Annotated in this window: 13 protein-coding genes; 9 read left to right on the top strand and 4 right to left on the bottom strand. The window is 58.6% G+C overall.

Translation table 11 applies throughout. The features are described 5' to 3' along the window. Nucleotides 1–100: 100 nt before the first annotated feature. Nucleotides 101–538 (bottom strand): GNAT family N-acetyltransferase, encoded by a 438-nt coding sequence (locus ACR0DA_RS04795; RefSeq protein WP_480753136.1) that lies wholly within the window; start codon nucleotides 536–538, stop codon nucleotides 101–103. Between the two features lie 82 nt (nucleotides 539–620). Here ACR0DA_RS04795 and guaA point away from each other — a divergent pair, with 82 nt between their 5' ends. From guaA to ACR0DA_RS04750, 9 genes are all read left to right on the top strand, one after another. Beyond that, nucleotides 621–2,180, top strand: a complete 1,560-nt coding sequence (gene guaA, locus ACR0DA_RS04790) for a glutamine-hydrolyzing GMP synthase (protein WP_480753135.1) — start codon at nucleotides 621–623, stop codon at nucleotides 2,178–2,180. A gap of 98 nt (nucleotides 2,181–2,278) precedes the next feature. Then, complete coding sequence (locus tag ACR0DA_RS04785) at nucleotides 2,279–3,184, top strand: DMT family transporter (protein WP_170371167.1); 906 nt, start codon at nucleotides 2,279–2,281, stop codon at nucleotides 3,182–3,184. Nucleotides 3,185–3,326: 142 nt separating this feature from the next. Further along, entirely contained in the window at nucleotides 3,327–4,457 is a 1,131-nt protein-coding gene (locus tag ACR0DA_RS04780; protein ID WP_480753134.1) for an OmpP1/FadL family transporter, read from the top strand. Between the two features lie 130 nt (nucleotides 4,458–4,587). Beyond that, nucleotides 4,588–5,484 carry a DMT family transporter gene (locus ACR0DA_RS04775; RefSeq protein WP_170357630.1) on the top strand — a complete coding sequence of 299 codons (897 nt, stop codon included), beginning with the start codon at nucleotides 4,588–4,590 and terminating at the stop codon, nucleotides 5,482–5,484. Nucleotides 5,485–5,533: 49 nt separating this feature from the next. Continuing rightward, a complete protein-coding gene (locus ACR0DA_RS04770) occupies nucleotides 5,534–6,406 on the top strand; it encodes an ATPase (RefSeq protein ID WP_480753133.1) in 873 nt (290 codons plus the stop codon). A 37-nt stretch (nucleotides 6,407–6,443) separates the two neighbouring features. Further along, complete coding sequence (gene metA / locus ACR0DA_RS04765; protein ID WP_093961900.1) at nucleotides 6,444–7,361, top strand: homoserine O-acetyltransferase MetA; 918 nt, start codon at nucleotides 6,444–6,446, stop codon at nucleotides 7,359–7,361. Nucleotides 7,362–7,374: 13 nt separating this feature from the next. Further along, complete coding sequence (locus ACR0DA_RS04760) at nucleotides 7,375–8,304, top strand: alpha/beta fold hydrolase (RefSeq protein WP_170597939.1); 930 nt, start codon at nucleotides 7,375–7,377, stop codon at nucleotides 8,302–8,304. A 49-nt stretch (nucleotides 8,305–8,353) separates the two neighbouring features. Beyond that, nucleotides 8,354–9,223 (top strand): polyphosphate kinase 2, encoded by an 870-nt coding sequence (ppk2, locus tag ACR0DA_RS04755; RefSeq protein ID WP_170592742.1) that lies wholly within the window; start codon nucleotides 8,354–8,356, stop codon nucleotides 9,221–9,223. Between the two features lie 123 nt (nucleotides 9,224–9,346). Then, nucleotides 9,347–9,961: a TetR/AcrR family transcriptional regulator gene (locus tag ACR0DA_RS04750; RefSeq protein ID WP_093961897.1), complete on the top strand. Its 615-nt coding sequence runs from the start codon at nucleotides 9,347–9,349 to the stop codon at nucleotides 9,959–9,961. Nucleotides 9,962–9,964: 3 nt separating this feature from the next. Here the strand turns inward: ACR0DA_RS04750 and ACR0DA_RS04745 are convergent, their stop codons facing one another. The 3 genes from ACR0DA_RS04745 to ACR0DA_RS04735 all read right to left on the bottom strand — a co-directional run bounded on the left by ACR0DA_RS04745 (nucleotide 9,965) and on the right by ACR0DA_RS04735 (nucleotide 12,376). Beyond that, nucleotides 9,965–11,023, bottom strand: coding sequence for an adenylate/guanylate cyclase domain-containing protein (locus ACR0DA_RS04745; RefSeq protein ID WP_093961896.1), 1,059 nt, complete (start codon nucleotides 11,021–11,023; stop codon nucleotides 9,965–9,967). Then, nucleotides 11,020–11,388 carry a group I truncated hemoglobin gene (locus ACR0DA_RS04740; protein ID WP_480753131.1) on the bottom strand — a complete coding sequence of 123 codons (369 nt, stop codon included), beginning with the start codon at nucleotides 11,386–11,388 and terminating at the stop codon, nucleotides 11,020–11,022. Before ACR0DA_RS04740 ends, ACR0DA_RS04745 begins: the two co-directional genes overlap by 4 nt. 133 nt (nucleotides 11,389–11,521) lie before the next feature. Further along, the gene (locus tag ACR0DA_RS04735; protein ID WP_480753130.1) at nucleotides 11,522–12,376 is read right to left on the bottom strand and encodes a glycosyltransferase family 25 protein; all 855 of its coding nucleotides are present in this window, start codon (nucleotides 12,374–12,376) and stop codon (nucleotides 11,522–11,524) included. Nucleotides 12,377–12,422: the final 46 nt, after the last annotated feature.

Genomic DNA, 12,422 nt, shown 5'->3' with positions numbered 1-12,422 from the left:
ACAAGATGCCGCGACTTCACCAGATGTGGATTCCGGCGCAATAGGGGGAAAAGCGACATATTCCGCGCCGTCCAGCACCAGCAACAGGCCTTACGAGGCGTCAGGTTGGTTTGCTGAAATAGACCTTGCTTCCCTCGTGCCCGGTCTCCTGCCACCCAAGATGACGGTACATCGCGCGGGTGTCCGCCATCAGGCGGTGGGTTGTCAGGCGCATGTGCCAAACCCCGTTTTCGCGAGCCTCTGTCGCGACGAAATCGAGCAACTGCCGAGCAATGCCCCGCCCTTGCGCATCCGGTGAAACGGCCAGATTGAAGATCATCGCGGTTTCTCTTTCGAAACCAAAAACCACGACACCCTGTAGGGATGTTTCATCCACAGCCACAACGACGTTCCGGTCGCGAATGTCCTCCACGACCCCCTCGGTCACATTCGGCAGGTCGGGAATGGACTGGCGCGCGGCGGCATAGGCCGCTTCGATGCATCGGCGGATGGGCTCCGCATCGGTTACCACAGCCCTTCTGAGCGAAATTCCGGTCATGTAATGTGCTCCGCGCCACTCTTTCCCGCCAAATGACGTCAAGGCGCTTGCACATGCAAGGCTTCCGACCTAAAGGCCGGGTATGACCGAGACATCCCATGACCGCCTTTTGATCATCGACTTCGGCAGCCAGGTAACGCAGCTGATCGCCCGCCGCCTGCGCGAGTTGAACGTCTATTGCGAAATCCACCCCTACCAGAACGTCACGATGGATTTCGTGCGGGACATGGCTCCGCGCGCCATCATCTTTTCGGGCGGGCCGGACAGCGTGACGCGCGAAGGTTCGCCGCGCGTTCCGCAAGAGATCTTCGGGTATGGCGTTCCGATCCTTGGCATCTGCTATGGCCAGCAGGTGATGATGCATCAGCTGGGCGGCAAGGTCGAAAGCGGCCACGGCACCGCCGAGTTCGGACGGGCATTCGTGACGCCGCGCGGCAAGCTCGACCTTTTGGAGGGCTGGTTCACCGATGGCAACGAACAGGTCTGGATGAGCCACGGCGACCATGTCAGCCAAATCGCACCAGGGTTCGAGGTGTTCGGCACCTCGCCCAACGCGCCCTTCGCGATCACCGCCGATACCGACCGCCATTTCTATGCCGTTCAGTTCCACCCCGAGGTGCACCACACCCCCAAGGGCGCAAAACTGTACGAGAATTTCGTGAAGCTGGCCGGGTTCAAGGGCGACTGGACCATGGGCGCCTATCGCGACGAGATGATCCGCAAGATCCGCGAACAGGTCGGCGACAAGAAGGTGATCTGCGGCCTGTCGGGCGGCGTCGACAGCTCGGTCGCGGCGATTCTGATCCACGAGGCGATCGGCGACCAGCTGACCTGCGTTTTCGTCGATCACGGCCTGCTGCGCAAGAACGAGGCGCAGGAAGTCGTCTCGATGTTCCGCGACAACTACAACATCCAACTGATCCACGCGGATGAAAGCGAGCTGTTCCTTGGCGAGCTCGAGGGCGTCTCGGACCCCGAGACCAAGCGCAAGATCATCGGCAAGCTGTTCATTGACGTGTTCCAGAAACACGCCGACACGATCGAGGGCGCCGAGTTCCTGGCCCAGGGCACGCTGTACCCCGATGTCATTGAATCGGTGTCGTTTTCCGGCGGCCCGTCAGTCACGATCAAATCGCATCACAACGTCGGCGGCCTGCCCGAAAAGATGGGCCTGAAACTGGTCGAGCCGCTGCGTGAACTGTTCAAGGACGAAGTGCGCGCGCTGGGCCGTGAACTGGGCCTGCCGCCCAGCTTTATCGGCCGCCACCCCTTCCCCGGACCGGGTCTGGCCATCCGCTGCCCGGGCGAGATCACCCGCGAAAAGCTGGAAATCCTGCGCGAGGCCGACGCGATCTATATCGACCAGATCCGCAAGCACGGCCTGTATGACGAGATCTGGCAGGCCTTCGTCGCGATCCTTCCGGTGCGCACAGTCGGCGTGATGGGCGACGGGCGCACCTATGACTATGCCTGCGCCTTGCGGGCGGTGACCTCGGTTGATGGAATGACGGCCGATTACTACCCGTTCACCCACGAATTCCTGGGCGAAACCGCCACCCGGATCATCAACGAAGTCAAGGGCATCAACCGTTGCACCTATGACATCACCTCCAAGCCTCCGGGCACGATCGAATGGGAATGACACCAAAAGCCGGGCGCTGACCCGGCTTTTTTGTTGTTGTGAACCGGCGTCGGTTTTGGTTCGGTGGCCAAACGCACGCTCAGCCCAAGGATCGAAACATGCGCGATAGCAAATCGATGATTGCCAAAACCGCGCTGTGGATGACCGGGGCGATCGCTTCTTTCTCGTCAATGGCCGTTGCCGGGCGCGAGCTTAGCCTGACGCACGACACGTTTGAAATCATGATGTACCGCAGCATTGTTGGCGTCATCGTCGTTTCGGCCGTTTTGACGGCAACCGGCAAATGGCACCAGGTATCGACACAACGTCTGGGTCTGCACGCGGTTCGAAACTCGTTGCATTTTGCGGGCCAAAACCTGTGGTTCTACGCTGTCAGCGTCATCCCGCTGGCGCAGGTTTTTGCGTTGGAATTTACGCAACCGATATGGGTCGTACTCCTGTCTCCGCTTCTGCTGGGCGAACGCCTGACACCCACGCGGGTCATGTCGGCAATCATAGGTTTCGCAGGCATATTGATCGTCGCCCGACCCGGAGCCACACCGCTCACGCCCGGTGTTCTTGCAGCGGCCTCCTCGGCTGTTTTCTTTGCGCTTACAACGATTTCGACGAAGAAACTGACAGGGTTCGCCAGCATCGGATGCATCGTTTTCTGGCTGACTACGATGCAGGCCGCAATGGGTCTTGCTGTTGCCGGAGCGGACGGGCAGATCGTTCTGCCAACCGCTCAAAGCGTGCCCCTGTTGTTGCTGGTCGGGCTGGCCGGCCTGCTGGCCCATTTCTGCATTACAAACGCGCTTGCCATCGCTCCGGCCACGGTCGTTATTCCCTTTGATTTCGCGCGCCTGCCGACGATCGCCATTGTTGGGATGCTGCTGTATCACGAACCCCTGGATCAGTGGACCATGCTGGGCGCCGTCGTGATTTTCTCGGGCATATTCCTGAATGTCTGGTCCGAAGGCCGCGCGGGATCGGGCACTCTGGCAAAAACCACACACAAAAACTGACGTTCGGTCACTGGCAGAAACTAACGTATGGTCAGTGGTTGACGTTTTTTTAAACTCCCCGTGAATAATGGTCACAGAAATCACCGCCACTGACACTCACAAGACAATACTGTGGCGCCGGATAGTGAAAAGGGAGGAATACATGAAGAAAGCGCTGTTACAGGCGTGCGTGCTCTGTGCAGGGGCGACCGCCGCTCATGCCGGCGGTATCGACCGTAGTGGGCAAGGCATCAACATTATCTTTGAGGAAGGTTCCGTCGTACAGTTTCGCCTGGGCTACACCAACCCAAGCGTAAGCGGCACGATGCTGGGCGTTGACTCGGGCAACGTTGCAAACGACTTCTTCTCGCCTCATCTCGCGTACAAGCACGCCTTCACCGACCAGCTCGACTTTGCGCTGATCTATGACGAACCGTTCGGTGCCGATATCGCCTACGGTTCGAACTACCCGCTCTCGCAGAATCCGATCCCGGGCGGTCGCACTGACGTTCTGCGCGCGAAAGCCGACACAGAGGCAATTACTGCCCTGTTGCGCTACAAGTTCGACGGCGGCTTCAGCGCCATCGGTGGTCTGCGTATTCAGCGGCTCAGCGCTGACGTTGCTGTGCCGGCGGCGGCTGGTTACGAGGTGAATGCCGACAAGGATACCGCGCTGGGTTACGTCGTAGGTGTGGCTTGGGAAAAGCCCGAGATCGCAGCGCGCGTTGCGCTGACCTACAACTCGAAGATCTCGCATGACTTGTCGCAAACCGAGTCGCTAAACCCTCCGCCCCCGGCCCCTGGAGGTTTTGTTGCGACATTCGACACTTCCAGCGAGGTCGTTTCTCCGCAATCGGTGAACTTGGACTTCCAGACCGGCGTTGCCCCCAAGACACTGCTGTTCGGATCGATCCGCTGGGTCGACTGGCCGCAAACGGTATACGACCCCCCGAACTATCCGCCGACCAGCGCGCTGGTGGACTATGACGATCCGACCTGGACCTATTCGCTGGGTCTTGGCTACCAGTTCTCCGAACAGTTCTCGGGCGCAGTGACCCTTGGCTATGAATCGGCAACCAATGAGCCCGTTTCCAACCTGGGTCCGACCGACGGGTTCTGGAGCATTGGCCTTGGCGGCACCTACTCGATGGAACGCGCCAAGATTTCGGGCGGCGTTCGCTATACCGATCTGGGCGACGCAACCGCTGACGGTGCTGGCCCCGCGGCGCGGGCGAACTTCTCTGGAAACAGCGCGTGGAGCGTTGGTATTCAGGTGACCTACGCCCTGAACTAAGGGATACGCTCATACAGAATTGGAAAACCCCGCCCTTGTGGCGGGGTTTTTCGCATGATCCGGGTCGCTTACCGAATTGCCGAATGCAAGTATTCCGCGTGAGGCAAACAGAAACATGCAAGAAATAGCCATGACGCAACAAAAATCCCTCTCCGCCCTTGCTTGGTTCGAGCTCATTCTTCTTGGACTGATCTGGGGCGCGTCCTTCCTGGCGATCCGCGTCGCACTGGACACGATACCTGTGATGACGGCCGTGTTTCATCGCGTTTTCTGGGCCGCGCTTGCGCTTTGGGCCGTCGTTCTCCTCCGCCGAGAAACGATACCGAGGGACCCGCGTATTTGGGGCGCTTTTCTGGTCATGGGTCTGTTGAACAACGTATTGCCCTTCTCGCTGATGGCCTGGGGCCAATTGTATGTCGACACCGGTCTGACCTCGATCTTGAACGCTGCCACGGCAATCTTCGGTGTTCTGGTTGCGGCTGCGTTCTTTCCCGACGAGCGACTGACCAAACGCCGAGCCGTAGGTGTTGCGCTTGGCTTTGGCGGAGTTTCCACCGCAATCGGATTGCACAATTTCCTTGGGTTCAGCCTGCAAAGCGCTGCTCAGTTGGCCATTCTGGCGGGGACCGTATCCTATGCGCTGGCGGCTGTCTGGGCCCGTTTGCGCTTGTCAGGCCTGGCGCCGCAGGTTGCGGCGGCGGGAATGCTGAGCGGGTCAACCATCGTCATGCTGCCGGTAATGCTGGTCGTCGACGGCGTGCCATCGTTCGACCTGCCTATGACAACTTGGCTCGCCGTAGCTTATTACGCACTCGTCGCTACGGCTGGGGCCTACCTGCTGTACTACAGGGTTCTGGCCGCTGCCGGCAGCGGCAACCTGCTGCTGGTCACCCTGATCATCCCTCCGGTCGCCATTCTGCTGGGCGCCTATGTCCGGCACGAAACCCTTGCCCCGAATGCCTTCATCGGCTTTGCAATCCTTGCATTGGGGTTATTGATCTTAAGCCGAGCCCGCGGCCGAGATTGACGCCATCGCCGGGCCGATTTAGCTAGGACAAAACAAGGGACGGTTGCACATGATCTACAGGTCGGCAAAGGACTGGCACGAAGCGGCGCGCAAAAAGGTGCTGTTTTTCGGCATGTCCGGCTTGGGCAAGACTTACGTGTCGAACATCCTTCGCGACTCGGGCGACTGGTTCCACTACTCGATCGATTATCGAATTGGCACGCGTTACATGGGTGAATACATCACCGACAACGCCAAGGCTGAGGCAATGAAGGTTCCCTTTCTGCGGGATCTGCTGCTCTCTGACTCGATCTATATCGGATCCAACATTTCGTTCGAAAACCTGACGCCGGTCGCCGCCTATCTGGGCAAGCCCGGAAACCCGGCCCTGGGTGGGCTGGCGATGCCGGAATATCGGCGTAGACAAGAGCAGTTCCGGCAGGCCGAAATCCACGCTCTGCTGGACACCGAATATTTCATTGACCGCGCTCAGCGTCTGTACGGGTACCCGCATTTCATCTGTGACACCGGCGGGTCAATCTGCGAATGGGTGGACCCTGACAATCCTTCCGACCACGTCTTGTCGGAACTCTCGCGCCAGACCCTGATGGTCTGGATCAAGGGCGACGACGACCACACCGCCGAACTGATCCGACGGTTCGACAAGGCCCCCAAACCGATGTCTTATCAGGCCGATTTCCTGACGCGCACCTGGCAGGAATACCTTGATCAGCACGGCTGCGCCGAGGCAGAGGTCAATCCCGACGACTTCATCCGCTGGACCTATGCCCGCGCCTTGGCCCACCGTCAGCCCAGATACCAATCCATGGCTGAGAATTGGGGGGTCACCGTTACCGCCGACGCAATCGTAAAGGTGCGGGATGCCCGTGATTTCGATGAGTTGATCGAGAGCACACTTGAGACCCGCGCCGCGGCGTCCTAACTAGAACGCTTCAGAAGAAACTGGAAAAACCCGCCTCATGCCTATCAAGATTCCGTCCGACCTCCCGGCCTTTGACGTTCTGACGAAAGAGGGCGTCATGGTCATGGCCGAGGATCAGGCCGCACGGCAGGACATCCGGCCCCTGAAGATCGGGTTGCTGAACCTGATGCCGAAAAAAATCCAGACCGAAAACCAGTTTGCCCGATTGATCGGCGCGACGCCTCTGCAGATCGAATTGTCCCTGATCCGCATGACTGAGCATCAAACCAAAAACACCGCGGCCGAACACATGGAAGAGTTCTACCGCCCTTTTCAGGACGTGAAGGACCAGAAATTTGACGGCCTGATCATCACCGGCGCCCCCATCGAGCATCTGGAGTTTCAGGACGTCACCTATTGGGACGAACTGACCGAGGTGTTCGAATGGACCCGAACCAATGTGCATTCGACCTTCGGCGTATGCTGGGGTGGAATGGCGATGATCTATCACTTTCATGGCGTCAAAAAGTATATGTTGGACGCCAAGGCGTTTGGGTGTTTCCGGCATCGGAACCTGTCACCGGCCTCGCCTTTCCTGCGAGGCTTCTCGGATGACTGCGTGATCCCGGTCAGTCGCTGGACCGAAGTCCGTCAGGATGAAATCGACGCTGCCGAAGGGCTTGTGACCCTTCTTGGCAGCGACGAGGTCGGTCCGTGTCTTGTTGAAGATCGGCAGAACCGGGCGCTGTATATCTTCAATCACTTCGAATATGACAGTGACACGCTGAAACAGGAATACGACCGGGACGTGGCCAACGGCACTCCGATCAATGTGCCCATCAACTATTACCCCGACGATGACCCGTCCCGCACGCCTCAGAACCGGTGGCGTAGCCATGCGCACCTGCTGTATGGGAACTGGATCAACGAGATCTACCAGACCACTCCATTCGACATGACGAAAATTGGTCATTAAGTCGTTGATATACATGGGCCTGTTTGCGGCCCTTTTTGGGGCTTTGACGGCTTGGCTTGCCGTACGCCATGAGGCACGGGCCGAGGCCGCGTTTCCGCCAGAGGGTCAGGTATTGGATGTCGACGGCGTTGCTGTACATGCCGTCGTCATGGGCGAAGGCCCGGATGTCGTCCTGATCCACGGGTCCAGCGGCAATACCCGGGACATGACGTTTGCTCTGGCGCCGTTGCTGGCAAAGTCCTTTCGGGTCGTTGTATTCGACCGGCCGGGGCTGGGCTATTCTCAGAGCTTCTCGGCGGATGGCGAAACCATCGTTGAGCAGGCAGAAATCCTGCAGAAAGCTGCCGCGATGCTGGGGGCCGACAAACCCATCGTCGCCGGCCAAAGCTATGGCGGGTCGGTATCACTGGCCTGGGCTGTGACGCGACCTGACAACATCTCGGCTCTGGTCCTGATCGCCCCGGCCGCAGTGCCATGGGAAACTCCGCTCGATTCCTTCAACCGCATTGCCTCGACCTCCTGGGGAAATGCTCTCGTCCTGCCGTTGATCACCGCCTACGTTCCGGACTGGTACGTCAACAAGGCCCTGGATACGGTCTTTGCCCCCCAGACCGCACCCGAAGGCTATGCCGAGCACTTTGGCCCGGCCCTGACGCTCCGCCGGTCGTCGATGCATGCCAACGCAAAACAACGGGCCAACCTCCTGGACGAAGTTGCCGAACTGCAACCGCGCTACCCTGAGATATCGGTGCCCACCGAAATCGTGCATGGTACGGCAGATACGACAGTTGGTCTGGGCTGGCATTCCGAGCGGCTGATCGAACAAATCCCCGGCGCTGAGCTGATTGAACTTGAAGGCATGGGGCACATGCCGCAGGTGGTGGACGCTCCAGAAGTTGCTGCTGCGGTCGAACGTGCCGCGGAACGAGCGGGTTTGCGTTAACCCCGCCCGTAATCCATAGTAGAAACTGGATTTTATGGCGAGGCAACTCATGACCCGTGCAGCGGACCGAGCAATCAACAGCTACTTTCGGAACGACGCTCCCGAGAGCGTGCGAAAGGCCATCGAAGACGCTGAAAAAGGCGACATCCTGAACCCCAGCTACCCATATCAGGAGAGGATGAAGCGCAAGGACTATGACAAGCAGATGGAGGCCCTGCAGATCGAACTGGTCAAGATGCAGGCATGGGTCAAGGAAACCGGACAACGCATCGCGATCGTGTTCGAGGGTCGAGATGCAGCGGGCAAAGGCGGTACCATCAAGCGGTTCCGGGAAAACCTGAACCCGCGTGGCGCCCGCAATGTCGCCCTCAGCAAGCCCTCCGACGCCGAGCGCAGCCAATGGTACTTCCAGCGGTACATTCAGCACCTGCCATCGGCTGGCGAGATCGTTTTCTTCGATCGCAGCTGGTACAACCGGGGGGTCGTCGAAAACGTCTTTGGATTTTGCACCGCAGACCAGCGGGAACGCTTCTTCAGGCAGGTCATGCCACTGGAGAACGGGCTTGTTCATGACGGCATTCACCTGTTCAAATTCTGGCTCAACGTCGGGCGCGCAGAACAGCTCAGCCGGTTTCTCGCGCGCGAGAACGACCCGCTGAAACAATGGAAACTGAGCCCTATAGACATCGCCGGTCTGGGCAAATGGGATGAATACACGCAGTCGATTTCTGATACTCTGACACGCTCCCATTCCGATCTGTGCCCTTGGACGATCATCCGTTCGGACGACAAGAAGCGTGCCCGGCTTGCGGCAATCCGGGCGGTATTGTCGACCTTGGACTATGACGAAAAGGACGCCGAAGCCGTTGGAGAGCCCGACCCGATGATTTGTGGCGGACCGGAAATCTGGGATGCGTAGTCTAGGGCGCCTTTGGTCAAGCGGTGGCCCCTCCGATCATGCCCCGGGGATTGGACCTGCTGCGCCGCGTGCATTATGTCTGGTTGGTAAAAGAGCACGCAACCACAGGCAGGTGCCGTCGGAATGACCAAACGCGGCTATCACCATGGAAATCTGAAACAGGCGCTGATCGACGCCGCCCTCTCGCTGATCGAAGAAAAAGGTCCGACCGGCTTTACCCTGTCTGAGGCCGCGAAACGGGCCGGTGTCACCCCAGCCGCGGTTTACCGGCACTATCAGGGTCGCGAGGATCTGATCGCCGAAGCGGCCCGTCAGGGGTTCGAGATGTTCGCGGACCTCATGCAGTATGCCTACGACAAGGGGCAGCCCTCGGCGCTGGCCGCTTTCGAAGCGACCGGGCGCGCATATCTGGCGTTTGCGCGCAAGCATCCCGGCCACTACATCTCGATGTTCGAAAGCGGAATCTCGGTCAACCGGACGCCCGAGCTGGCGCTGGCCGCCAACCGGGCAAAGGAGGTGCTGGAAATGGCTGCGGCCGATCTTTCAGAACACATCCCGCCGGAAAAGCGACCACCGGCGTCTATGTTCAGCGCGCATATCTGGGCGATGAGCCATGGTGTCGTCGAGCTTTATGCCCGCAATGCGGGGGCCAGTTCGCCCTTCCCGCCCGAAGACCTTCTGGAATCCGGGATCGGCATTTACCTCAGAGGGTTGGGGCTGGTTCCGCCCGACGAATGATCGTCAAAACATCCGGCTGGCATGCGGTGCGTTCAGCCGTGAGGTGACATTGATCAGATCCATCATGCCCATCCCCTTGATGTCGACCGGACCCAGATCCGAGACCTGAAATTCATCGATCAGGGCGTATTTCATCTCTTCCGGGGCAACGATGTTCATGGGGTTCGCAAAGACCTGCAACCGCGATGCTATATTCACGGCCGGTCCGAAAACGTCATAGACGTATTTCTGGATCCCTACCACGGACCCAACGGCAGGCCCCATGCCAAGCCCGATCCGAGCCTGCCATTTGTGCGGATGACTTTCGTTGCGCCGTTCCAGATACCGCAGAAATCGGACCGCACAATGCGCAACCGCCGTGGCATGGTCGGGCGTGGCGTCGGGCATGCCTGAGACCGCAAGATAAGCGTCTCCGATCGTCTTGATCCGTTCACACCCGAACTGTTCGACGATCCGGTCGAAGGCGGTGAAGATGTCATTCAACTCGCTGAGGGTGACCGTAGGGTCGGTTTTTGCCGCAAAATCCGTAAAGCCGACGAAATCCAGCATGACCACGGAAACCTGATCATACAGCTGAGGCGTCACTACGCCGAAGGTTTTGAACTCCTCATAAACCGCACGCGGCATCAGGTTCAGCAAAAGCCGTTCGACCCTTTCTTTTTCTCTTTCCAACTCGCGGGTGTTGCGCTCGACCATGGTCGAATAGCTGTCGATCATGCTTTCCAGCTCACGAATTTTCGTTATGTTCTGACATTCGACAACCAGAACCTGCTCATCCATCCCGTTGGCCAAGGAAATCGTCACCGCAAAGATCAGCGTGCGGCGCTTGGGCTTCATCTGCAGCTCGGCCGAGTATCGCAGGCCCGATTGTTTGACGTCATCCAGTTCGCGCTGGTCGAGATCCGGCAATATATCCAAAAGTGTCTGGCCGGGCTCGGGTTTGCCGAACCATTCGGCAAATGGACCATTGTGGAACACGAAGGTCAGGTCCGAGGCCCGCAATACCGCTACACCGACCCCGATGGCACGCAGCAGATGCTCGTTGATGGCCAGGATGCTCATGCCACATCCCGGGCAACGATGATCGCCCTTTTGCCTTCGATCGCAGCCAGCGCGACCTGCACGTCATCTTCGGTCATTCCATGAATTGAAAGGGCTTCACCGAAAAGCGTAGCCATCTCGTCGAAATCATCATGGCTGATGTTGAGGTGGCGATGCACGGCCTCAATCCGATCATCGCTGAAAGACGCTGGGCCACCCACCAGAGACGAAACGAATTTGGTTTGGTGATCGATCAACCGTGGCATGTCGATATCTTCGAAGTAGCCTCCGATCTCATCCGATTCCAATGCCATTTCGTAAAATGTCATCACGATCCGGCTGATGGTTTTGAACCCGCCGTATTTCTCGTAAATCGTTTGACCCACACCAAAACCCCAAAAAATCGCGCAATAACACTGCGAGATTATATCAAATCGAGAGTTTTGTTAACGTTTATGCAATTTGCGATCGGCGCGGATGATTGGAACCGCTCGGTTTTTCACCACTGGCACAAAGACTTCAGGACCAAGGGCGCACGATCAGATCGTCGGCACAGGGAATGAAGTCCACCATGCCGCCGCGCTGGACAAGCCGCGCCTGACCGCCCAGCTTCCATTTCAGTTTTCGGCCGGCCGACTGAAGCTCGCGCCGCAGCCGATACCACGTGGGGCCCTTGTCCAATCCGCTGTTTGTGGCTGCGTTTTGGGTTCGTTCGCTGCTTTTGACCGGTTCGTCGATCTGCTCCTGCCGTCCCGACCAGATCATCTGGACACCAACGGCCGGAAAGCACTGAAACATGTTCCAATCCCTGCGCGGCAAGGACAGAAAGTCATCGAGATGGTCAGAATATCTCTGCGACCAGGCCAACAATTTGCGGCAGCCCGCCTGTGACAGAACATAGGCCGCCGCACTTGGCGCCATTTCCAGCATTGGGCGCACGCGGACATTTCCGATCCCGGTCTCCGGCCCAAAGCGCAGTGACCGGGGCGAGTAATCCAATTTGACGCAATCATAGGCTTCCGCGTGGTTCAGCACTTCGGTGATGACCCGGCCAGCGTCAGAGGACATTTCCACATCATCCTCAAAGACGACAGCGGCTGGAAGGTTCCGATCGGCGATCCGTTGCCAAACCGATCTATGGCTTTCGAAACAGGCGATTTCGCTGGTCGTCAAACCCCAGCGCGTTCCCGTTCCCGCGACATATCCGTTTTGCTCCAACGCGCCTGGCTGACTGGCATCCGTGGCGCTGATCCTATGTGCACCCACAAGGCCCGCCTTTAGAAACTGCGCTTCCATGAACGCTCGGCGCTCGGGCACACGGTCCAGATTGATGTAATAGACGCTGTCGCCTGCCATCTGCTGGGTTATCTGCACCGGAAGTCCTTTCGCATCGCGCGCCGCTTTATTGGCCATATCCTCA

The organism is Ruegeria sp. CI8 (genome assembly GCF_056536865.1).
This window is presented reverse-complemented; position numbering and strand designations above follow the sequence as displayed.